The following is a 22,743-nucleotide window of genomic DNA, read 5'->3' on the forward strand; positions in this document are numbered from 1 at the left end:
GGGTACGGAGTCCACGGGCGCGAAAGCCGCGAGGTGCGTTTCGGCGCCGTATGCGTAAGGCGTACGGCGCCGTATCGCGTCCGGCGTCACGACGCCGACGGGCTCGGGTCGCCGCCGTCGCCGGGCGGCGGGGTCGAGCCCCCGGGGTCGGTGGAGCCGCCCGGGTCGGACGGCGTGGACTGGGTGGGCGTCGGGTCGGGCGACGACGGCGGGCTGCTCGGGGTGGGCGAGCCGCCGGGGTCCGAGGGGGACGAGGTGGTGGGCGTCGGGTCGGGGCCGGACGAGGGCGGGTCCGTGGGGCTGCCCGGGCCGGTGCCGGGGTCGGAGGGGCTGGGCGCTGTGCCGTAGCCCTCGATGGAGACGACGGCGCCGGCGGGCGCGATCGCCACCCGCGCGCTCCAGTGGCCGGACGGCTCGCGCAGGGGGTCGACGTGCACCTGGATCGTGAACGACTCACCGGGCTGGAGCGTTCCCGAGGACTGACTGAGGTAGAGCCAGGGGGCCGTGGTGGTGGCCGACCAGCGCACGGGGCCCGAGCCGGTCGCCGTGAGGGTGATCAGCGTGGTGTCGCCCCGGCTGCCGGCGGTGACCTCCAGGTCCGCGCCCTGGGCGCCGGCTCCGGCCACGCTGACGACCTCGACGGAGACGTCGCCGTCGTCGCCCTGACCGAAACGGGCGCCGGGCCGGGTGCTGGCGTTGCCGGCGTTCTCGTACCCGCCGCTCGCCGTCTCGCCGTCGAGCGTGCCCGCGCCGTGGTCGTGGCGGGCGGCGGCCGGGCCGCCGGCGGTGTCCTCGCCGACCGGTGCTCCCCGGTAGGCGGCCCACAGGGCGAGCACGGGGGCGGCGACGACCGTGGCGACGACGGTCGTGGTGACGGCACGCGCGCGCAGCCGGTCGCGGCGGGCCGCGCGGTCCTTGGGGTCCATCGGAAAGCCACGCCGGTCGAAGCGCGGCACGGCGAGGCCACGCGCGCGTGGGTGATGCGCGAGGGCGACGTGCAGTGCCGCGCGGGGCGCCTCCAGCACCGGCAGCTCGGCGGGGGTGACGCTGGCGCCGGGCCAGCGGCCGGGCACCGCGCGCTCGGCGGTGCGGCGGCAGCGGGGGCAGTCGTCGACGTGCCGGACCAACTCGCGGCGCAGGGTGCTGCTCAGCACGAACCGGCCGTCGCCGGTCAGGCGGGCCACGCTCGCGCAGGTGCCCGTCTCCACGACGGCGAGCGCCGCGCGGGTGCGCTCCACCTCGCAGGCCGCGGCGGCCAGCAGCTCGCGGGCGGCGGCGAGATCCATGCCGAGCACGGCGGCAACCTCGTGGGCGGCCAGCTGGTGGCGAACGGCGAGCTCCAGGGCCTCGCGCTGCTCGGGCGTGGTGCCGGCGGCCTCCGGCCAGGCGAGCAGGCCCAGTTCGCGGCGCCGCCGCTCCTGGACCTCCGGGGCGACCGGCACGGTGGCCTCCGGCTCACTGCCGGTGCCCGGGCGGCCCGCGGCGTGGGTGGCCTGACGTTTCTGCTTGGCCTCGGCGAGCTTGCGAAGGCACGCCCAGCGGGCCAGCGCGTACAACCAGGCGCGGCGGTCCCCTGCGGCCTCCGGCACGCGCGTGCCGCGCCGCTCGGCGAGGGCGAGCGCGTCGGCGAGGGCGGCGGTGGCCGAGTCGTGGTCGCACAGGACGGACAGGCAGTAGGTGAACAGCCCGTCGAGATACGGCTCGTAGCGCGCGGGCGGGCGCTGCGCCAGCGTGCGCGCCGCGGCGCGGTCGCGCGCCTCCCGGTGCGCCCGGTGTGCGCCGGTGGTGCGGGTCGAGGTCTCCGGAGTGCTGCTCATCACCCGTGCGACCGTAGGCGGCACGAGCAGGGCCTCTCGGGCGCCTTGAGCACTTTTAATCCGTACGGGTGAAACGATCCCTCAATAGGGGACAGGAGCTCTCCGTTCCGTGGCCGGTTCCGGGCGTCGGGTGGCCGGTTCATGTCGCGGGACCCAGCCTTTCGCCGTCCCGCGCCTGCACGGCCGTACCGCCGGCGAAGGGCCTGCCGTCCATGGCCGTACGGTCGGCGAAGGCCCGCTGTCAGACCCGGCCGCTACGGTGTGGTCCATGGCTGCCCGTACCAAGACCACCAAGGACCGTCCCTCCTACCGCTGCACGGAATGCGGCTGGCAGACGGCGAAGTGGCTCGGCCGCTGCCCCGAATGCCAGGCCTGGGGCACGGTCGAGGAGTACGGCGCGCCCGCGGTCCGTACGACGACGCCGGGCCGTGTCACCACGTCCGCGCTGCCCATCGGACAGGTCGACGGCCGGCAGGCCACCGCCCGCCCCACCGGCGTGCCGGAACTGGACCGTGTCCTCGGCGGCGGTCTGGTCCCCGGCGCGGTGGTGCTCGTCGCCGGTGAGCCCGGCGTCGGCAAGTCCACCCTCCTGCTCGACGTCGCCGCCAAGTCGGCCAGTGCGGAGCACCCCACCCTCTATGTCACCGGCGAGGAGTCCGCGAGCCAGGTCCGGCTGCGCGCCGACCGGATCAACGCCATCGACGACCACCTCTACCTGGCCGCCGAGACCGACCTCGCGGCCGTGCTCGGCCACTTGGACGCCGTCAAGCCGTCACTGCTGATCATGGACTCGGTGCAGACGGTGGCCTCGCCCGAGATCGACGGCGCGCCCGGCGGCATGGCACAGGTCCGCGAGGTGGCCGGCGCCCTGATCCGTGCCTCCAAGGAGCGCGGCATGTCCACGCTTCTGGTGGGCCATGTCACCAAGGACGGCGCGATCGCCGGCCCCCGCCTGCTGGAGCACCTCGTGGACGTGGTGCTCCACTTCGAGGGCGACCGGCACGCGCGTCTGCGCCTGGTGCGCGGCGTGAAGAACCGCTACGGCACCACGGACGAGGTCGGCTGCTTCGAACTGCACGACGAGGGCATCACGGGCCTCACCGACCCGAGCGGGCTCTTCCTGACCCGTCGTGACGAACCGGTCCCGGGCACCTGCCTTACGGTCACCCTGGAGGGCCGCCGTCCGCTCGTGGCCGAGGTCCAGGCGCTCACCGTGGACTCGCAGATCCCCTCCCCGCGCCGTACGACGTCCGGTCTGGAGACGTCCCGGGTGTCGATGATGCTGGCGGTGCTGGAGCAGCGCGGCCGCATCAGCGCCCTCGGCAAAAGGGACATCTACTCCGCGACGGTCGGCGGTGTGAAGCTGTCGGAGCCCGCCGCGGACCTCGCGATCGCGCTCGCCCTGGCCTCCGCGGCCAGCGACACTCCCCTGCCGAAGAACCTGGTCGCGATCGGCGAGGTGGGTCTGGCGGGCGAGGTCAGGCGGGTCACGGGCGTGCAGCGGCGCCTCTCCGAGGCACACCGGCTGGGCTTCACCCACGCGCTCGTACCGGGCGACCCGGGGAAGATCCCGGCCGGTATGAAGGTCCTGGAAGTCGCCGACATAGGGGACGCTCTGCGGGTGCTGCCGCGCTCCCGTCACCGAGAGGCCCCACGGGAGCCGGAAGACCGCCGGTAGACTTTGCCCTGGTCTCGCCCGTCCGTACGAACCGAGTGCGCAACGGGAGCGCCCCAGAACCTGCGACCGGAGGAGTGCAGTGGCAGCCAACGACCGGGCAGCAGCTCCCGGAAAGTCCGGTGGGAGTGCCGGTTCCGATGGCCTGATGCGCGCCTCGCTGAGCGCTGTGGCACCGGGCACGGCCCTGCGGGACGGCCTCGAGCGGGTGCTGCGCGGCAACACCGGCGGCCTGATCGTGCTCGGTTTCGACAAGACGGTCGAGACGATGTGCACGGGCGGCTTCGTCCTGGACGTGGAGTTCACCGCTACCCGGCTGCGCGAGCTGTGCAAGCTGGACGGCGGCATCGTGCTCTCCTCTGACCTGTCGAAGATCCTGCGGGCGGGTGTCCAGTTCGTCCCCGACGCGACGATCCCGACGGAGGAGACCGGCACCCGGCACCGCACGGCGGACCGCGTCTCCAAGCAGGTCGGCTTCCCGGTCGTCTCCGTCTCCCAGTCCATGCGACTGGTCGCCCTGTACGTCGACGGGCAGCGCCGTGTCCTGGAGGACTCGGCGGCGATCCTGTCCCGCGCCAACCAGGCGCTGGCCACCCTGGAGCGCTACAAGCTGCGCCTGGACGAGGTCGCGGGCACGCTGTCGGCACTCGAGATCGAGGACCTGGTGACGGTCCGGGACGTCTCCGCGGTGGCGCAGCGGCTGGAGATGGTGCGCCGCATCGCCACCGAAATCGCCGAATACGTGATCGAACTGGGCACCGACGGGCGGCTGCTCGCCCTCCAGCTCGACGAGTTGATCGCCGGGGTCGAGCCCGAGCGGGAACTGGTCGTGCGGGACTACGTCCCCGAGCCGACCGCGAAGCGCTCCCGCACGGTCGACGAGGCGCTGGCCGAGCTGGACAAGCTCACCCACGCCGAGCTGCTGGAGCTGTCCACGGTTGCCCGCGCCCTGGGCTACACGGGCTCCCCGGAGGCCCTCGACTCCGCGGTCTCGCCGCGCGGCTTCCGGCTGCTGGCGAAGGTCCCGCGGCTTCCCGGCGCCATCATCGACCGTCTGGTGGAGCACTTCGGCGGTCTGCAGAAGCTGCTCGCCGCCAGCGTCGACGACCTGCAGACCGTCGACGGCGTCGGCGAGGCCCGCGCCCGCAGCGTCCGTGAGGGCCTGTCGCGGCTGGCGGAGTCGTCGATCCTGGAGCGGTACGTGTAGCCTCCGGCGGCTCGCGCGCCATCGGCATACGCAAGGGGTGCCTGCCCGACGTGGGCGGCACCCCTTTGTCGTACCCGTGGACCCGTGGACCGTGGACCCGTGCGTCCGAGTGGCCGTGCGGCCGGGCCCCGCGTCAGTCCGCCGCGAGCACGAAGGACGTCTGCGCCTTCTCGAACCCGGGCGCCTTCGCCTCCACCAGATACGTCCCCGGCGTGGCCGTCCGGGCCGGAGGCGTCGCGCACTGCGGCGCGCTCGCCCGGCGGTCCCACGTCACCACGTACGTGATGCTGCTGCTCGCCGGCACCCGGTACAGCAGACTCCCGTTGCCCTTGGGGCAGTCGGCGGAGGACCAGAAGTGGTCGCCTTCCTGACTGATCGTCACCACCGCGCTCTTCGGTCCGAGGTCGACCTTGCAGTCGTGGGCGGAGGTGTTGCGGGCGACGATCTGGAACGTCGGCGTCTGGTCCGGGGTGTAGCTGTTGCGAACGCTGCGCAGCGTCAGGTCACCGGCGGTGCAATTGGGCAGCGGGGAGCCGGCCGGCAACACCGCGCCCGCACCGCTGCCGCCGCCCGCACTGCCGTTGATCCCGTCGTCCGCTCCACCGGCCGAGCCCGCACCACCGACGCCGCCGGCACCACCGGAACCGTCCGCACCACCGGTGCCGCCCGAGCCGGAGCCACCGCCGGCACCGGATCCGCCCCCCGAGCCGCTGGAGTCCCCGCCGCTCGACTCGTCGCGCCCGCCGGGATGTTGGCTGATCGCCGGACCCGAGCCGGACGGCCCGGGCGTGATCGAGGACGCGGGATTCTTGCCGTTGGACCCACCGGCGTCGTTGTTGCCGCCGCCGTCACCCGAGGTGACGACCCATGTGATCAACAGCGCCAACAGCGCGACCACAGACAGCAGTACGGCCCTCCGTCGCCAATAGATGGAGGAGGGAAGCGGCCCGACCGGATTGCGCAGAGATCCCACGGCGCAAACTGTACGAGAGATCGCTGCGTTCGCTTGCGTCACCCGCCGCCCGCAGCGCAACTTTTCCGGATCATCATCCCGGAGACCACTCTTCGAACACACCTCGGCCCTCTGGCACGTTCACGATCGCAGCCCTTGCACCCGTGGCCACGGCTGGGGTGGCCCGAATTTCAAGTGATCAACGAGGGCGAGGAGTTCGCGGCTCGCCCGGCTGGTGAGGCTCGACGGCCGGCGCGTGCAGCTCGTGGCGGGACCAGGGGCGAGGAGAAGGGACGCGCGTGGCCGGGTGCAGGCGTAGGAGGGCGGGCCGTCGTCCGGCACGCGCGGGGGCGAGGCGGCGGTGCCGCGAGGACCAGGACCACCACCCCCCTCCGATTCCGCCACGCGCCGGCACCGCTCCCTCGCCGCGGCCGCCACCCCGACACCAACGCCCCCTCGCCCCGGCCACCGCCCGCCACCGGCGCACGCCGCCTACCGCCCACCGCCCACCGCGCTCTCCGCCGCCGCCCCACCACCACCCGCTCAGCGCGCACCCCGCACCGCCACGGCCGCGCCCTCTTCACCACAGCCGCGCCACCTCCACCCCCTCTCCCGCCGCGCTTCCCGCACCGGCGGACGCCGCCCGTGCTCCGACCCGCCCCCCGTCGGTGCGCACGCGCGCGTGGTCGTGCATGGCAGGATCGGTAGCGCCATGACTGCGCCCACGAAGCTTTTGCACAGCAGCCCCGTCCCGTCGGCCGCGCCGGCCGGGGAGGAACTGCACACCCCTGTCATCGCCTGGTTCGACGCGCACGCGCGTGATCTGCCCTGGCGTCGCCCGGAGGCGGGTGCCTGGGGTGTGATGGTCAGCGAGTTCATGCTCCAGCAGACGCCGGTCAGCCGGGTACTGCCGATCTACGAGCAGTGGCTGGCCCGCTGGCCCCGCCCCGCCGACCTGGCCGAGGAGGCACCCGGTGAGGCGGTACGCGCCTGGGGCCGGCTCGGCTACCCGCGCCGCGCGCTGCGTCTGCACGGCGCGGCGGTGGCGATAACAGAGCGGCACGGCGGCGACGTACCCACCGACCACGCCCAGCTGCTCGCGCTGCCCGGCATCGGCGAGTACACGGCCGCGGCGGTGGCTTCGTTCGCGTACGGGCAGCGGCACGCGGTGCTGGACACCAATGTGCGCCGGGTCTTCGCCCGCGCGGTGAGCGGTGTGCAGTACCCGCCGAACGCCACCACGGCCGCCGAGCGGCGACTCGCCCGCCTTCTGCTGCCGGAGGACGAGCGGACCGCCGCGCGCTGGGCCGCGGCCTCGATGGAGCTGGGCGCCCTGGTGTGCACGGCGAAGAACGAGGACTGTCACCGTTGCCCGATCGCCGCGCAGTGCGCATGGCGGCTTGCGGGCAAGCCGGAGCACGACGGGCCGCCGCGGCGCGGCCAGACGTACGCCGGCACCGACCGGCAGGTGCGCGGCAAGCTGCTCGCCGTCCTGAGGGAGGCGCACGCGCCCGTGCCGCAGGCGGTGCTGGACCGGGTGTGGCACGAGCCGGTGCAGCGCGCCCGGGCGTTGGACGGTCTCGTCGCGGACGGTCTGGCGGAGCCGCTGCCGGGCGGACTGTACCGGCTGCCGCTGAGCTGACACACGGGCTCCACCGAGCACGCGGCCGGTTCGCGCACGGGCCGCTCCGGGCTGACGTACAGACACTTCACAGCGTCCGGCCGCGTGTTACGGTCCATCACAGAGCCCAAATCGGGTCATACTCCGATAAATTGCCCAACCCCTTTACCCACGACCGGCTTCCGTTACACAACCGACGTACAGCCGAGCGCTGGCCGCAGGCTGCTCCGCACAACGCCGTGACAACGCCTCCGTACCTTCGTTGTCGTGCCCGTCAGGGACACGACGACCACAGGCAGGACACCGGCAGCAGGCAGCCGGCACCACGGGGACTTTTCGGAGGCGGTTGATCATGGCGCAGGGCGAGGTGCTCGAGTTCGAGGAGTACGTCCGCACCCGGCAGGACGCGCTGCTGCGCAGCGCCCGCCGGCTGGTCCCGGACCCGGTCGACGCCCAGGACCTGCTCCAGACCGCCCTGGCCCGCACCTACGGCCGCTGGGAGGGCATCGCCGACAAGCGGCTGGCGGACGCCTATCTGCGGCGCGTCATGATCAACACGCGTACCGAGTGGTGGCGCGCCCGCAAGCTGGAGGAGGTGCCCACCGAGCAGCTCCCGGACGCCTCCGTGGACGACTCCACCGAGCAGCACGCAGACCGCGCCCTGCTGATGGACATCATGAAGGTGCTCGCCCCGAAGCAGCGCAGCGTGGTCGTGCTGCGACACTGGGAGCAGATGTCCACGGAGGAGACGGCCGCCGCCCTCGGCATGTCGGCCGGAACGGTCAAGAGCACGCTGCACCGGGCGCTCGCCCGGCTCCGCGAGGAGCTGGAGGCCCGCGATCTGGACGCACGCGCGCTGGAGCGTGAGGAGCGGGAGCGGTGCGCGGCCTGACGGACGGGGATGCCTCCCCGTCCCGGGGGAGTCTTCAGGCGGTGATCACGGCGGCGGTCGTGCTCGCCGCCCTCGCCCTTTTGGTTTCCGCGTGCGCCACCGGCGGCACCGGAACCCGTGACGAAGGCCCCGCCCGCGCCGACTCGGTCGCGGGCGCGGCGGCCTCGCCCTCCCCCAGCCCCGTGCACACCATGCAGGCGGTGGACCCGGTCCGGCTCGTCAAACAGGACCCGCTGGTCTCGGACGCGGTCAAGAAGAGCCTGCGGCCGTGCGTGGGGGACGACTACCCCGTCGACGTGTCGTACGGCGACCTGACCGACGGATCGGTCGACGACGTCGTCATCAACGTGTTGACGTGCGGTGACGCGGTGGGCGTCGGCTCGTACGTGTATCGCGCGGACGGCGACCGGTACCAGAATGTGTTCCAGTCCGAGGAATCCCCGGTCTACGCCGAGATAGACCGCGGCGCTCTGATGGTGACCAAGCAGGTGTACAAGAATGGCGATCCGGTGTCGAACCCGTCCGGCGAGAACGTGATCACGTACGTCTGGAAAGCGGGCCGGTTCGTGCAGGACGACTTCCACCACACCGACTACGGCACCACGGTGGACACCACTCCGGCGCAGGCTCCCGCACCGGCGCCGGCGGACAACTGACGCGGACATCGCGGCGGGCGTGAACCGATCGGACCGCTCGTTCCGATGGAGGAGTGAACGCGCCGCGAGATCCACGCGTCCACGTAGAGAGCCTTACGACCGAGAAGCACACAAGGACTGAGAGCACCGGGATGGCAGACCAGACCCACGTCCTGTTCGTCGAGGACGACGACGTCATCCGCGAGGCCACCCAGCTCGCCCTGGAGCGGGACGGCTTCGTGGTCACCGCCATGCCCGACGGCCTGTCGGGCCTGGAGGCGTTCCGGGCGGACCGCCCCGACATCGCGCTGCTGGACGTCATGGTCCCGGGCCTGGACGGCGTCAGCCTGTGCCGGCGCATCCGCGACGAGTCCACCGTCCCGGTGATCATGCTGTCGGCTCGCGCCGACGCGATCGACGTGGTCCTGGGGCTGGAGGCGGGCGCCGACGACTACGTCACCAAGCCGTTCGACGGGGCCGTGCTGGTCGCCCGCATCCGCGCGGTGCTGCGCCGCTTCGGACACGCGGGCGGTGACCGGCAGGCGGACGGCGCGGCCTCGGCGGACCAGGGCGGCGTGCTGAGCTTCGGCGACCTGGAGGTCGACACGGACGGCATGGAGGTACGCCGGGCCGGCCGCCCGGTGGCGCTGACCCCGACCGAGATGCGCCTGCTGCTGGAGTTCTCCTCCGCGCCGGGCACGGTCCTGTCGCGGGACAAGCTCCTCGAGCGAGTCTGGGACTACGGCTGGGGCGGAGACACCCGCGTCGTCGACGTGCATGTGCAGCGGCTGCGCACCAAGATCGGCCAGGACCGCATCGAGACGGTCCGCGGCTTCGGCTACAAGTTGAAGGCCTGAGCGGGGCTCGGCATGCGGGGGATCGTGCGACGTCTGCTTCCGGAGCATCTGGAGCGGGCGGGTATCCGGACGGGGCTGAGGTGGAAGCTCAGCGCTGCGATCGCGCTGGTCGGCGCGCTCGTGGCGATCGTGCTGAGCCTGGTCGTCCACAACGCGGCACGGGTGTCGATGCTGGACAACGCCCGCGATCTGGCCGTCGAGCGGATCAAGATCGCCCAGCGGAACTACGACCTCACCCACCGGGCGAACTTCCCCGGCGTCGCGATCAACGACGCCGGCCTGCCCGAACCGCTGCGTGAGCGGGTCCTGGCCAACCGGGTGGCGACCTACGTCTCCGACCGCCGGGGCCACCCGCCGGACATCTGGGCCGCCACCCCGGCGAAGGACGGGCGCATCCTCTCGCTGCACACCCACTTCACCGACCGCAGCACGGACATCCTGCGCGACCTCGACCAGGCCCTCGTCATCGGCTCCATCGCCGTCGTACTGGGCGGCAGCGCGCTCGGCGTGCTCATCGGCGGGCAGCTGTCGCGCCGGCTGCGCAAGGCGGCGGCCGCCGCCAACCGGGTCGCCCGCGGGGAGACAGAGGTACGGGTGCGGGACGCCATCGGCGGGATCGTCCGGGACGAGACCGACGACCTGGCGAGCGCGGTGGACGCCATGGCGGACGCGCTCCAGCAGCGGCTGGAGGCCGAGCGCCGGGTGACCGCCGACATCGCGCACGAGCTGCGCACCCCGGTGACCGGGCTGCTCACGGCTGCCGAGCTGCTGCCGCCCGGCCGCCCGACCGAGCTGGTGCTGGACCGGGCGAAGGCGATGCGGACCCTGGTGGAGGACGTCCTGGAGGTGGCCCGCCTGGACGGCGCCTCGGAGCGGGCGGAACTGCAGGACATCCTGCTCGGTGAGTTCGTCGCCCGCCGGGTGGCGGTCAAGGACCCGGAGATCGAGGTCCGGGTCGTCCATGAATCGGAGGTCACCACCGACCCGCGCCGCCTGGAACGCGTGCTGTTCAACCTGCTGGCCAACGCAGCCCGGCACGGCAAGCCGCCCATCGAGGTGACCGTGGAGGGCCGGGTCATCCGGGTGCGCGACCACGGCCCCGGCTTCCCCGAGGACATCCTCGCCGAGGGACCGAGCCGCTTCCGCACCGGCAGCACCGACCGCGCCGGCCACGGCCACGGACTGGGCCTCACCATCGCCGCCGGCCAGGCCCGCGTCCTCGGCGCCCGCCTGACCTTCCGCAACATCCGCCCAGTCGGCGCCCCACCCCACATACCGGCCGAGGGCGCGGTAGCAGTCCTCTGGCTCCCGGAACACGCCCCCACCAACACAGGCAGCTACCCCATCCTCCCGTAGCCCCCTGGCGCGGCGCCACGCCCCACCTGCCACACGCCACGCCCCACCTGCCGCACGCCACGACGTTGCTGCACCCGCGTACGGGGCGCACCGCAGGCGCGACAGCAACCCCCCACGCACCCGCAGAAAACAGCGAGGCGCCCGCCGAAACCCGACGAGCGCCCCGCATCACAACCGACGCGTCACAACCGACGCATCACAACTGACGCATCACAACTGACGGCGTCACACCGCCTCAACAACCGCCGCCTGCGCAGCAGCCTCCGCGCCGCCCGCCTGAGGCCCGGCCCCCCGCAGCGGCACCTCCTTGACGAACACCGCCGACACCAGCACGACCACCGCAACCACCGCACCGAGCAGGAACGCCGCATGCGTCCCGGAGGACACCGCATGCTGGTACGCCTCCCGCGCCGCAGCAGGCAGCTTCGCCAGGCTCGCCGCATCCAGCTGCGCGGACTTCTCCGTGATCTTCGACCCCAGCGCCCCGGCCTTCTCGGCCATCACGTCCTGCACCCGGTGGTTGAACAGCGCACCCATGATCGCGACACCGAACGAGGAACCGAGCGTCCGGAACAGGGTGGTGGAGGAGGACGCGACGCCCATGTCCTTCATCTCCACGCTGTTCTGCGCGACCAGCATGGTGATCTGCATCAGGCAACCCATACCGAGACCGAGCACGGCCATGTAGAGCCCGGACGTGAACCGCGTGGTCCCCGTGTCCATCGTCGACAGCAGGTACAGCCCGACGACCATCAGCACACCACCGACGATCGGGAAGGCCTTGTACCGCCCGCTGTTGGTCGTGATCCGCCCGGCCACCATCGAGGTGACGAGCATCGCGCCGAGCATCGGCAGCAGCAGCAACCCGGAGTTCGTGGCGGAGGCCCCCTGCACGGCCTGCTGGTACAGCGGCAGGAACAGCGTGGCACCGAACATCGCGAAACCGGTGATGAAGCCGATGATCGACATCAGCGTGAAGTTGCGGCTGCGGAAGATGTGCAGCGGCACGACCGGCTCGGCGGCCTTGGTCTGCCAGAAGACGAACCCGATCAGCGCGACGACGCCGATGCCGATCAGTTCCATGATCCGCGCCGAGGTCCACGCGTACTCCGTACCGCCCCAGGTGGTGACCAGGACGATCGAGGTGATGCCGACGGTCAGCAGCGCGGCGCCCAGGTAGTCGATGCGGGTCTTGGCCCGCTTCTTCGGCAGGTGCAGCACCACGCTGATCAGGCCGAGCGCGACGACACCGAGCGGCAGGTTGATGTAGAAGGCCCAGCGCCAGCCCCAGTGGTCGGTGATCGTGCCCCCCACCAGCGGGCCGCCGATCATCGCCAGCGCCATGACGCCGGCCATCATGCCCTGGTACTTGCCGCGCTCACGCGGCGGGATCAGGTCGCCGATGATCGCCATGACGCCGACCATCAGACCACCGGCGCCGAGGCCCTGCACGGCCCGGAAGCCGATGAGCTGCCCCATGTCCTGCGCCATGCCGCTGAGCGCGGAGCCGACCAGGAAGATCACGATCGAGGCCATGAACGAGCCCTTGCGCCCGTACATGTCGCCGATCTTGCCCCAGAGCGGGGTGGAGGCGGCAGTGGCCAGGGTGTAGGCGGTGACGACCCAGGAGAGATGCTCCAGGCCACCCAGCTCACCCACGATGGTCGGCATCGCGGTGCCGACGATCATGTTGTCCAGCATCGCGAGCATCATGGTGATCATGAGCGCGAGGAGGACGACTCGTACACTCCTGGGGCGCTTACCCGTGCCTGTCTCGACTGTTTCTGTGGCGGCCATCGTCCCTACTTCCCCCAGCTGCTGCTACTACTTACTTGCCGACCGGCTAGTTATCTTTACACTGGGAAGGTAGCTCCGTAACTAGCCGGTCGTCAAGTAAGTTTGCCAGCCGGGCGGCAGGTAAGTTTCCGGGGAAGCCCTAGGAGGACGAGGATGGACGTCACCATGGACGGCACCAAGCAGCAGCGTCGCGGGAACACCCGCCAGCGCATCCAGGACGTCGCGCTCGACCTCTTCGCCGAGCAGGGCTACGAGAAGACCTCCCTGCGGGAGATCGCCGAGAGCCTCGACGTCACCAAGGCGGCGCTGTACTACCACTTCAAGACCAAGGAAGAGATCCTCGTCAGCATCTTCGGGGATCTGTCCCGGCCGATCGAGGACCTGATCGAGTGGGGCCGGCAGCAGCCGCACACCCTCGAGACCAAGCAGGAGATCGTCCGCCGCTACAGCGAGGCCCTGACCGGGGCGGCCCCGCTCTTCCGCTTCATGCAGGAGAACCAGGCCACGGTGCGCGAGCTGCGGATCGGCGAGATGTTCAAGGAACGCATGCTCGGGCTGCGGGACATCCTCGTCGACCCCGACGCGGACCTGGTCGACAAGGTCCGCTGCATCAGCGCGCTGTTCACGCTGCACGCCGGGATGTTCGTCCTGCAGGACATCGAAGGCGACCCCGAGGAGAAGCGCAGGGCCACCCTCGAGGTCGCGTTCGATCTGGTGGCTCAGGCCCACAAGGGGGCCTGAGCGTCCGCCCGCACGGGGCGGCGGCGGGTCAGACGGACACGCCCTTGGACCGCAGGAAGGCGACCGGGTTGATCGCGGAGCCGTAGTTCGGCGTCTTGCGGATCTCGAAGTGCAGGTGCGGGCCGCTGGAGTTGCCGGTGTTGCCGGACTTGGCGATGTGCTGGCCGGTGGCCACGACCTGGCCGATCTTCACGTCGATACGGGACAGGTGGGCGTACTGGGAGTACGTCCCGTTGCCGTGCCGGATGACGATGGCGTTGCCGTAGGCGGGGCCGTCGCCGGCGCCGTTCGGGCCGGCCTTGACGACCGTGCCGCCGTGGGCGGCGACGACGTTCGTACCGAGCGGCACCGCGAAGTCCTGGCCGGAGTGGCGGTGCGACCACATGCCGCCGGCCTGGTTGAAGCTCGCGGACAGCGTGTAGTGCTCCACCGGGTGAACCCAGGAGGCGGCCTTCTTCTTGGCAGCGGCCTTCTGCGCGGCAGCCTTCTTCGCGGCGGCCTGCTTGGCGGCGGCAGCGGCCTTGGCCTTGGCGGCCGCGGCGGTCTTCGCGGCCTGGGCGGCCTTGGCCTGCGCGGCGGCCTGCGCCTCGACCGCGGTGGCGGTGGCGGTGGTGGAGGCGGACGTGGCGTCGGCGGCGGCCGCGACCCCGGCTCCCAGCGCGACCGAGACCCCGAGACCGGCGGCCAGCACAGCGGCGCGGGTGCGAAGGGCGGACGTACGGGACTGACGGGACGTGACGCGCTGGGACATGTGAACCTCGTGAAGCCGGGGACAGAGAAAAGCCACCCGACGCAAAGGCATCCCGCCGGATGGGCTCATCCTTGGTAACCCCCCGGCGCAGATCAGCTCAAATGTGTGATCTACGACGACAACTAGTTGTCCAACACAAAACCTTCGACTTCCGGCGCAACTAACATTTCGGGCAAAACGCCCCCGAGCATCCCCTAAGCAGGGCAGTTCCGTAATGAAAGTCCCTTTTGTGGATCTCCCGGGGCCACTATTCCGCCTCGTACGTGACGCAGGTCGCGTGCGGCACGTCACCGGAGAGCCGCGCGGACGCTCGTACGAATGTGGCGCAGACCTCTAGCCACTTACCAGCCGGTAACCCTACGGTTCCTTCCGCGCCACCCTCACCAAAGAGCATGCACACGACACCACCGTGTGTACGGACGGGAGAGGAACCCCCACATGACGATCAGACGCGCCTGGTTGCGCCGGGCCTCGACGGCCGCCGTCTCCGCGGCCGCCCTGACGGCCCTGGCCGCCCCCGCGCACGCCGCGGAGCCTGCGGCCCCCGCGGCGTCCACCGCGGCCGGCACGGCGACGGCCGGGGCCGTCGACTACGCCACCTGGCAGCGCGACTGCCAGAGCGTGATGGACCAGGCGCTGCCGTACCTGCAGCAGCGGATCGCCGCCGCCCGGCCGGGCGAGCGCCAGGCGATCGTCCTCGACATCGACAACACGACCCTGGAGACCGACTTCGGGTTCCACTTCCCCCAGCCGGCCAACAAGCCGGTCCTCCAGGTGGCCCGCTACGCCCAGGAGCACGGCGTCTCGCTCTTCTTCGTCACCGCCCGCCCCGGCATCCTCTACGCACCCACCGAGTTCAACCTGGAGTACGACGGCTACGACGTCGCCGACCTGCGCGTGCGCGGCCTGTTCGACCTGTTCAAGGACGTCGCCGCCTACAAGACCGCACAGCGCGCCCAGATCGAGAACCAGGGCTACACGATCATCGCGAACATCGGCAACAGCGCCACCGACCTCTCCGGCGGCCACGCCGAGAAGACGTTCAAGCTGCCGGACTACGACGGACAGCTGTCCTGACGGACGACACCCGGAACGAAAGGGCGCCCGAACGGAGAAAGGGAGCTGCCCCGGGACATCGGTCCCGGGGCAGCTCCCTTGTTCTTTCGGCGCAGGCCGAGCGCGGCGCTTACGCGTCCTTGCTCAGGTTCGGTCCGGCGCCACCGGCCGCCTGCTCGATCGGCGGGACGTCGGGCAGCGCCGACTTCTCCTCACCGCGGAAGGTGAAGGTCTTCTCGTCGCCCTCGCCCTCGGTGTCCACGACCACGATCTGACCGGGACGCACCTCGCCGAAGAGGATCTTCTCCGACAGCGAGTCCTCGATCTCGCGCTGGATCGTGCGGCGCAGCGGCCGCGCGCCCATCACCGGGTCGTAGCCCTTCTTGGACAGCAGCTCCTTGGCGGCCTGGGACAGCTCGATGCCCATGTCCCGGTCCTTCAGGCGCTCGTCCACCTTGCCGATCATCAGGTCGACGATCCGCAGAATGTCGTCCTGGGTCAGCTGCGGGAAGACGACCACGTCGTCGACGCGGTTGAGGAACTCGGGACGGAAGTGCTGCTTGAGCTCGTCCGACACCTTGTTCTTCATGCGCTCGTAGTTGGTCTTCGTGTCGCCGGCGGCGGCGAAGCCCAGGTTGAAGCCCTTGGAGATGTCCCGGGTGCCGAGGTTGGTCGTCATGATGATGACCGTGTTCTTGAAGTCCACGACCCGGCCCTGGGAGTCGGTCAGGCGACCGTCCTCCAGGATCTGCAGCAGCGAGTTGAAGATGTCCGGGTGGGCCTTCTCGACCTCGTCGAAGAGGACGACCGAGAACGGCTTGCGGCGCACCTTCTCCGTCAGCTGGCCGCCCTCCTCGTAGCCCACGTACCCAGGGGGCGAACCGAAGAGACGCGACACCGTGTGCTTCTCGCTGAACTCCGACATGTCGAGGGAGATCAGCGCGTCCTCGTCACCGAAGAGGAACTCGGCGAGGGCCTTGGACAGCTCGGTCTTACCGACACCGGACGGGCCGGCGAAGATGAACGAGCCACCCGGACGCTTGGGGTCCTTCAGACCGGCACGCGTACGGCGGATCGCCTTCGACAGCGCCTTGACGGCGTCGTTCTGGCCGATGACCCGCTTGTGCAGCTCCTCCTCCATACGGAGCAGGCGGCTGGACTCCTCCTCGGTCAGCTTGAAGACCGGGATGCCGGTGGCCGTGGCGAGGACCTCGGCGATCAGTTCGCCGTCGACCTCCGCGACGACGTCCATGTCGCCGGCCTTCCACTCCTTCTCCCGCTTGGCCTTCGCCGCCAGCAGCTGCTTCTCCTTGTCCCGGAGAGACGCCGCCTTCTCGAAGTCCTGGGAGTCGATCGCGGACTCCTTGTCGCGGCGGACACCCGCGATCTTCTCGTCGAACTCGCGCAGGTCCGGCGGAGCGGTCATCCGGCGGATGCGCATCCGGGAGCCGGCCTCGTCGATCAGGTCGATCGCCTTGTCCGGCAGGAAGCGGTCGGAGATGTAGCGGTCGGCCAGGGTGGCGGCCTGGACCAGCGCCTCGTCGGTGATGGAGACGCGGTGGTGCGCCTCGTACCGGTCGCGCAGGCCCTTGAGGATCTCGATCGTGTGCGGCAGGGACGGCTCGGCGACCTGGATGGGCTGGAAGCGGCGCTCGAGGGCCGCGTCCTTCTCCAGGTGCTTGCGGTACTCGTCCAGCGTGGTCGCACCGATGGTCTGCAGCTCACCGCGGGCCAGCATCGGCTTCAGGATGGAGGCCGCGTCGATGGCGCCCTCGGCGGCACCCGCACCGACCAGCGTGTGGAGCTCGTCGATGAACAGGATGATGTCGCCGCGGGTGCGGATCTCCTTGAGCACCTTCTTCAGGCGCTCCTCGAAGTCACCGCGGTAGCGGGAGCCGGCGACCAGCGCGCCGAGGTCCAGGGTGTAGAGGTGCTTGTCCTTGAGGGTCTCGGGCACCTCGCCCTTGACGATGGCCTGGGCGAGGCCCTCGACGACGGCGGTCTTGCCGACGCCGGGCTCACCGATCAGGACCGGGTTGTTCTTGGTACGGCGGGACAGCACCTGCATGACCCGCTCGATCTCCTTCTCGCGCCCGATGACCGGGTCGAGCTTGGACTCACGAGCGGCCTGGGTGAGGTTCCGGCCGAACTGGTCGAGGACCAGGGACGTCGAGGGGGTGCCCTCGGCAGGGCCGCCCGCTGCGGCGGTCTCCTTGCCCTGGTAACCGGAGAGCAGCTGGATCACCTGCTGCCGCACGCGGTTCAGATCAGCGCCCAGCTTGACCAGGACCTGGGCGGCGACGCCCTCGCCCTCACGGATCAGGCCGAGCAGGATGTGCTCCGTGCCGATGTAGTTGTGGCCCAGCTGAAGGGCCTCGCGGAGCGAGAGCTCCAGGACCTTCTTGGCACGGGGGGTGAAGGGAATGTGGCCGGACGGCGCCTGCTGGCCCTGCCCGATGATCTCCTCCACCTGCTGGCGGACCGCCTCGAGCGAAATCCCGAGGCTCTCAAGGGCCTTGGCGGCGACACCCTCACCCTCGTGGATCAGGCCCAGGAGGATGTGCTCGGTGCCGATGTAGTTGTGGTTGAGCATCCGGGCTTCTTCCTGAGCCAGGACGACAACCCGCCGCGCGCGGTCGGTGAACCTCTCGAACATCGTTAATCGCTCCTCAGAGCGGTCAGGCAGTGGGGGGAACTTCCCCTCCCTGTCCTTCCGCAGCTTAGTCCCGCAAGCGGGGACCGCTCATTCCAACTGCCGACACCGTCGATGGCCTCCTGACCCCGAACGCCGACATCTGCTCCAACCCGATGGTGCGAGACGATGTTCCCGCAGGCCAGGCAGTTACCCCAGTCGCCAGTACGCCGATGGCGAACGGGAAACCTCCCGGGCTGCGTGTCGCCCCCTCCCACTAGGGATGTCTTACCCGCTGCGACGGACAGTCCATGCCGCGTGCACGGCTTCCCTCCGCTACGGGCGAACAACCTTGCGCCTCCTGGCACCCCCGCACGCCCCCCGGGCCGGAACTCTGCGCACACATCGGAGCACCCAGCGTAACCCGCACGGGTTTCCGGCTGTTGCACTTGGCATGGCTGGCGCAGTCCCCCCATGGCCCACGGTCCCCTTCCCCCGGCGGTCACCCGAGCGGGCTGATCCGGTCCGGCACTGGTACGAGAACGAACTGGGCTGGCCGGTGGTGCCCGGAGAGCCGGTACGACTTTCCGTGGGCCCGCGCTTCGACGTCCTGGACGTCCCGGCCGAGGCCGGGCGGGCGGCGCTGCGCCATCTGGCGCCCACGTCGCCCGTGGCCCTGCACGGCGGCCGGATGCTGTTCCTGCTGGCCCCGGGCAGCGCGGAGGAGCTGCCGGGCCTGCTGGAGTGGCTGGAGTGGGGCCCGCTGGCCGCAACCATGGACCTCGGGGCCCTGGGCCCCGGCAGCACGCTGGAGGCCCCCCTGCCGGTGCCGCTCCACGGGGAGCCGGGGAAGTCATGGCCGGGTGCGTCAGCGTGGTCGGCCGAGGCGGCCGGGCGGTGGACCGCGGGCGGGGCGGAAGGGCCTGCCGCAGCCGGGCTCGAAGGGCCGGAGGGGCCGGAGGGGCCGAAGGGGCCCGAGGGGTCAGCCGTCGCGGGAGCGCGGGCGCCGGCCGGAACCGGGCCGGAAGAGGCGGCCGTCGCAGGTGCGCCGACCGGAATCGGGGCGATCGGCGCACGGGCGGCCAGAACCGGGGCGGTAGGCGCGTGGCCGGCCAGGATTGGCCGCTCCGCCGCTTCGCAGGGGGCCGCCGTATGGCTGCGGCCCCCCGTTCCGGGGAGCGAGGCCGAGTCCTCGCTGCCGACGATGTCGGCGCTGGGGGGCTGTGCGGGCACCCCCGATCTCGTACGCGTGGTGGACACGGTGGCCACACAGTGCCACCGGATCCGCCTGCGGCGCGCGTGCGCTCAGCCGTTGGCCTTCTCGTAGGCCTCGCGAATGGACGCAGGAACGCGGCCACGGTCATTGACCTCGTAGCCGTTCTCCTTGGCCCAGGCGCGGATCGCGGCGGTGTCCTGCGTACCGCCGGAAGCGGCACGCGCCTTTCCACGACCGCCCGAGGCACGGCCCCCGGTACGACGCCCATTCTTCACGTACGGCTCGAGAAGGCCGCGCAGCTTGTCCGCATTGGCGGTCGTGAGATCGATCTCGTACGTCTTCCCGTCCAGCGCGAACGTCACGGTCTCGTCTGCCTCGCCGCCGTCGAGGTCGTCGACAAGAAGGACCTGAACCTTCTGTGCCACCGGATTTCCTTTCATCGAAAACGCTGAGGGGTCGGGGTGCGTGGCGTCCGCCCGTTTCGCCACCGCCCCTGTTATATGCAGTACGGCAGTACGTCGGAAAGCAAACCGCTTTTGCCGGAAAAACACAAACCCCTGGCAGAGACCGCTCCGCCCGCTCCGGGACGGAAACATGTGCGTTTCGGACATAGGGAACCGGGGCAGCGTGCCGTCGCGCCGAATAGGCGTTGACCCGCTTGCCCGTTGCCCGGCGATCACAGATGGAGAAGCATCCGGCTGTTGCCCAGGGTGTTCGGTTTCACTCGTTCGAGACCGAGGAACTCCGCGACACCCTCGTCATAGGAACGCAGGAGCTCCGCGTACACATCGCGGTCGACCGGTGTCTCACCGATCTCCACGAAGCCGTGCTTGCCGAAGAAGTCGACTTCGAAGGTCAGGCAGAATACGCGGCGAACCCCCAGCCAGCGGGCGGTCTGCAGCAACTTCTCCAGCACCTGGTGGCCGACACCCGCCCCCTTCAGACCGGGCTTCACGGCGAGAGTGCGCACTTCCGCGAGGTCTTCCCACATCACGTGCAGCGCGCCGCAGCCGACCACCTCGGCGTTGTCGTCGCGTTCCGCGACCCAGAACTCCTGGATGTCCTCGTAAAGCGTCACCATCGCTTTGTCGAGGAGGATGCCGTCACGGGCGTAGGCGTCGAGGAGCCGGCGCACGGCGGGGACATCGCTGGTGCGCGCCCGCCGGACGGTGATGGCTTTAGCGGTGGGTTCCGGGCTTCGTGCGGACATGACGGGACGCTATCGCCCGCCGCCCCGCGTTGCCGAGCCGGGGTTCTCCTGTGCGTCGACCGCATCGGCGGCGTTCGGGCCGGCGCCTTCCGCTCCTTCGGGAGCGGCCGCTGTTTCGGGTACGGGTTCCTCGCCGCCGTCACGGATGATGCGCAGGGCGTCCCGCAAGGCCTGCCGTTGTTCGTCGCTCATCATGCCGAAGAACGCGACGAGAGCGGCGGCGGGGTTGTCGCTCTGCGCCCACGCGTCGTTCATCAGGGCGGCGGCGTAGGCGGCCCGCGTGGAGACCGCCTCATATCGATAGGCCCGGCCTTCCGCTTCGCGGCGCACCCAGCCCTTCTGATGGAGATTGTCCAAAACGGTCATGACCGTGGTGTACGCGATCGACCGTTCCTGTTGCAGATCTTCAAGGACTTCTCGAACCGTGACGGGGCGGTTCCACTTCCACACCCGCGTCATGACCGCGTCTTCGAGTTCTCCCAATGGGCGAGGCACAGCTCGACAATAGTGGGACATCCCGCCATTGGCGTGCCGGACGTGCCCTTTCAGCTGCAAACGCGAACAAAAAGGGCGTACGACTGGGCAGCGGAGGCTGTGCGGGGAGTCGTACGCCGGTGAGGGCGCCGGGACGACGCGGCTGCGGGACGGCCGGCGCGATGGACGGCTGCCTCAGGCTGTCGTCAAGCGGCCGTCAAGCGATCGTGAGGCGGGTCGTCAGGCGGGGCGTCAGGCGTCGCCGCCGGCGGAGGCCTGGCGGGCACCCTCGGCGCGCGCGAGGGCCGCGTCGACTGCCGCGTCCTCCTTGGCCTTGTTGGCGCCGCCCTGGGTCTTGACGATCACCCGGATCACGCCGACGAAGAACACGGCCATCACGACCGGGGGCAGGAGCGCGGAGACGTAGTCCATGGCTCCAGAGTAGCCACGCGCGCGTGCGGATTTCGGGCGGGGTCGGACGATTCGGCCGCTCCCGCCCGGATGGATGAACACGGCAGGCGTCAGCCGGCCACCAGTTGCTGGGGCGGCTTGCCGGGCGTGGGTGCGGGCTTGCGGCGGGGGAAGACCTCGCCGGGGGTCGGGATGGGGCGGCGGTCCGGGGCGGGGCCCGAGGGCGGCGGCTGCGTGGCGGGCGACGGCTTCTGCGCAGGCCGCTTCTCCTGCTTGTCGCCGTCACCGGCCGCGGGGCCGTCGTCCGCCGCCGTGCGGCCGCCCGGCAGCGCGAGCAGACGGCTACGGCAGGCGGGCACGGTCGGTACGGTCGCGACGCTGGCGCCGCGAGCCGCCGTGCCGCGCGCCAGGCGGGCCCGCACGTCCTGCTCGGCCATCGTCCGGCAGCGGTCGAGCAGGACGGCCGCCACGGGGTTTCCGCGCAGGGCGCGCAGGGCGGCCAGGTCGTCGGGGTCCGGCCGGTATCCGGCACCCAGCGCCTCGTCGAGCAGGGCGAGGTAGCCGGCGGCGGTGCCCGGGAGCGCGGCGCGGTAGCGACCGAGGTCGGCCACGAGGAAGGCCCGCAGCCGGGCGCCCTCGCGCATCGCCTCGTCGAGGGACTCGGCGAGGCGGAGACAGTCCTGGACGTCCTCGGCCGAGGCGGGGGCGGGGTTCAGGGCGAGGGCGAGAGCGCGGCGGAGCACACGCAGCTCCTCCACGCCGAACGCCATGCCGCCGCGGGATCCGTATGGCGTGGGCATGCAGCGACCATACGCGCTAATCAGACAAACCAGACACAACGCCATGGCGTGGCGCACCGAGCCACCCAGGTGGGCGCCGCGTGATCACCCGCAAGCTGCGGGATCGGCTCTTCCCGGGACACGGCCCCCACCGTCCGGCGCTGCGAGGGCAAGCCGACGGTAGGGCCGCGCCGTCTCCCGCTCCCGGCCTCCGGTCGGAGCGGCCGACCGGGGACGCACCTGGCCGGGTGCCGGTGGGACGGCCCGCCGCCGGACGAGCGCGCGGTGCGGGTGCGCGACCCGCGCCCCTGCCGACCGGCCCACCGCAGGGCGGGTACGCGGTGCGGGCGCACGGAGCCGACACGCAGGGCGGGCGCACGGTGCGGGCGCACGGAGCCGACACGCAGGGCGGGCGCACGGTGCGGGCGCACGGAGCCGACACGCAGGGCGGGCGCGCGGTGCGGGCGCACGGAGCCGACACGCAGGGCGGGCGCGCGGTGCGGGCGCATGGCCCGCCCCTTGCCGGGGGGCCGCCACCGGATGGGCACGCGGCCGTGCGCGTCGGCCGGGATGGGCCGCCCCCGGTTGACCAAGCGGTCAGGCCACCCCTCCCACGGCCCCTGCCGGGACGGCCCGCCGCGGGCGGACGCGGCGAGGATGCGCA

General features: G+C 71.3%; 20 protein-coding genes. 10 read left to right on the forward strand and 10 right to left on the reverse strand.

Annotated elements, in window-relative coordinates; genetic code table 11:
• Positions 1 to 86 precede the first annotated feature (86 nt).
• Positions 87 to 1,817, reverse strand: a complete 1,731-nt coding sequence (locus tag ACZ67Q_RS28145) for a BACON domain-containing protein (protein WP_471187586.1) — start codon at positions 1,815 to 1,817, stop codon at positions 87 to 89.
• Positions 1,818 to 2,085: 268 nt separating this feature from the next.
• Between ACZ67Q_RS28145 and radA the strand changes: the two genes are divergently transcribed.
• Positions 2,086 to 3,495 (forward strand): DNA repair protein RadA, encoded by a 1,410-nt coding sequence (radA, locus tag ACZ67Q_RS28150; protein ID WP_471187589.1) that lies wholly within the window; start codon positions 2,086 to 2,088, stop codon positions 3,493 to 3,495.
• A 79-nt stretch (positions 3,496 to 3,574) separates the two neighbouring features.
• Entirely contained in the window at positions 3,575 to 4,699 is a 1,125-nt protein-coding gene (gene disA, locus ACZ67Q_RS28155) for a DNA integrity scanning diadenylate cyclase DisA (RefSeq protein WP_361633692.1), read from the forward strand.
• Positions 4,700 to 4,832: 133 nt separating this feature from the next.
• Here the strand turns inward: disA and ACZ67Q_RS28160 are convergent, their stop codons facing one another.
• The gene (locus ACZ67Q_RS28160; protein WP_471187593.1) at positions 4,833 to 5,672 is read right to left on the reverse strand and encodes a hypothetical protein; all 840 of its coding nucleotides are present in this window, start codon (positions 5,670 to 5,672) and stop codon (positions 4,833 to 4,835) included.
• Positions 5,673 to 6,363: 691 nt separating this feature from the next.
• On the opposite strand from ACZ67Q_RS28160, the gene ACZ67Q_RS28165 reads away from it, so the two are divergent.
• From ACZ67Q_RS28165 to cseC, 5 genes are all read left to right on the forward strand, one after another.
• Positions 6,364 to 7,293 carry an HhH-GPD family protein gene (locus tag ACZ67Q_RS28165; RefSeq protein WP_471187596.1) on the forward strand — a complete coding sequence of 310 codons (930 nt, stop codon included), beginning with the start codon at positions 6,364 to 6,366 and terminating at the stop codon, positions 7,291 to 7,293.
• Positions 7,294 to 7,624: 331 nt separating this feature from the next.
• Positions 7,625 to 8,164, forward strand: coding sequence for a SigE family RNA polymerase sigma factor (locus ACZ67Q_RS28170; protein ID WP_361633701.1), 540 nt, complete (start codon positions 7,625 to 7,627; stop codon positions 8,162 to 8,164).
• Positions 8,152 to 8,820 carry a hypothetical protein gene (locus tag ACZ67Q_RS28175; RefSeq protein WP_471187600.1) on the forward strand — a complete coding sequence of 223 codons (669 nt, stop codon included), beginning with the start codon at positions 8,152 to 8,154 and terminating at the stop codon, positions 8,818 to 8,820. Before ACZ67Q_RS28170 ends, ACZ67Q_RS28175 begins: the two co-directional genes overlap by 13 nt.
• Positions 8,821 to 8,951: 131 nt before the next feature.
• Positions 8,952 to 9,656, forward strand: coding sequence for a two-component system response regulator CseB (gene cseB / locus ACZ67Q_RS28180; protein ID WP_471187603.1), 705 nt, complete (start codon positions 8,952 to 8,954; stop codon positions 9,654 to 9,656).
• 12 nt (positions 9,657 to 9,668) lie between these two features.
• Entirely contained in the window at positions 9,669 to 11,012 is a 1,344-nt protein-coding gene (gene cseC, locus ACZ67Q_RS28185) for a two-component system sensor histidine kinase CseC (protein WP_471187606.1), read from the forward strand.
• Positions 11,013 to 11,237: 225 nt separating this feature from the next.
• On the opposite strand, the gene ACZ67Q_RS28190 is transcribed toward cseC, so the two are convergent.
• Complete coding sequence (locus ACZ67Q_RS28190) at positions 11,238 to 12,809, reverse strand: MDR family MFS transporter (RefSeq protein WP_471187609.1); 1,572 nt, start codon at positions 12,807 to 12,809, stop codon at positions 11,238 to 11,240.
• Between the two features lie 153 nt (positions 12,810 to 12,962).
• Between ACZ67Q_RS28190 and ACZ67Q_RS28195 the strand changes: the two genes are divergently transcribed.
• Positions 12,963 to 13,550, forward strand: coding sequence for a TetR/AcrR family transcriptional regulator (locus ACZ67Q_RS28195; protein ID WP_471187612.1), 588 nt, complete (start codon positions 12,963 to 12,965; stop codon positions 13,548 to 13,550).
• Positions 13,551 to 13,578: 28 nt separating this feature from the next.
• Here ACZ67Q_RS28195 and ACZ67Q_RS28200 read toward each other — a convergent pair whose 3' ends face one another.
• The gene (locus ACZ67Q_RS28200) at positions 13,579 to 14,301 is read right to left on the reverse strand and encodes a M23 family metallopeptidase (protein WP_471187615.1); all 723 of its coding nucleotides are present in this window, start codon (positions 14,299 to 14,301) and stop codon (positions 13,579 to 13,581) included.
• A gap of 438 nt (positions 14,302 to 14,739) precedes the next feature.
• Between ACZ67Q_RS28200 and ACZ67Q_RS28205 the strand changes: the two genes are divergently transcribed.
• Complete coding sequence (locus ACZ67Q_RS28205) at positions 14,740 to 15,378, forward strand: HAD family acid phosphatase (RefSeq protein WP_471187618.1); 639 nt, start codon at positions 14,740 to 14,742, stop codon at positions 15,376 to 15,378.
• 109 nt (positions 15,379 to 15,487) lie between these two features.
• Here ACZ67Q_RS28205 and ACZ67Q_RS28210 read toward each other — a convergent pair whose 3' ends face one another.
• Positions 15,488 to 18,013 carry an ATP-dependent Clp protease ATP-binding subunit gene (locus ACZ67Q_RS28210; protein WP_361633724.1) on the reverse strand — a complete coding sequence of 842 codons (2,526 nt, stop codon included), beginning with the start codon at positions 18,011 to 18,013 and terminating at the stop codon, positions 15,488 to 15,490.
• A 430-nt stretch (positions 18,014 to 18,443) separates the two neighbouring features.
• Between ACZ67Q_RS28210 and ACZ67Q_RS28215 the strand changes: the two genes are divergently transcribed.
• Positions 18,444 to 19,316, forward strand: coding sequence for an SCO3374 family protein (locus tag ACZ67Q_RS28215; RefSeq protein WP_471187621.1), 873 nt, complete (start codon positions 18,444 to 18,446; stop codon positions 19,314 to 19,316).
• Here ACZ67Q_RS28215 and ACZ67Q_RS28220 read toward each other — a convergent pair.
• From ACZ67Q_RS28220 to ACZ67Q_RS28240, 5 genes are all read right to left on the reverse strand, one after another.
• On the reverse strand, positions 19,295 to 19,630 hold the full coding sequence (locus ACZ67Q_RS28220) for a histone-like nucleoid-structuring protein Lsr2 (protein ID WP_363266463.1): 336 nt from the start codon (positions 19,628 to 19,630) through the stop codon (positions 19,295 to 19,297). The genes ACZ67Q_RS28215 and ACZ67Q_RS28220 overlap by 22 nt on opposite strands.
• Before the next feature lie 251 nt (positions 19,631 to 19,881).
• Entirely contained in the window at positions 19,882 to 20,415 is a 534-nt protein-coding gene (locus tag ACZ67Q_RS28225; RefSeq protein ID WP_469816147.1) for an amino-acid N-acetyltransferase, read from the reverse strand.
• A gap of 9 nt (positions 20,416 to 20,424) precedes the next feature.
• Complete coding sequence (locus ACZ67Q_RS28230) at positions 20,425 to 20,898, reverse strand: BlaI/MecI/CopY family transcriptional regulator (protein ID WP_471187625.1); 474 nt, start codon at positions 20,896 to 20,898, stop codon at positions 20,425 to 20,427.
• A 243-nt stretch (positions 20,899 to 21,141) separates the two neighbouring features.
• A complete protein-coding gene (locus ACZ67Q_RS28235) occupies positions 21,142 to 21,321 on the reverse strand; it encodes a hypothetical protein (RefSeq protein ID WP_471187628.1) in 180 nt (59 codons plus the stop codon).
• Between the two features lie 89 nt (positions 21,322 to 21,410).
• Positions 21,411 to 22,070: a hypothetical protein gene (locus ACZ67Q_RS28240; protein ID WP_471188089.1), complete on the reverse strand. Its 660-nt coding sequence runs from the start codon at positions 22,068 to 22,070 to the stop codon at positions 21,411 to 21,413.
• Between the last annotated feature and the right edge of the window lie 673 nt (positions 22,071 to 22,743).

Source organism: Streptomyces sp. NPDC036813, assembly GCF_055609245.1.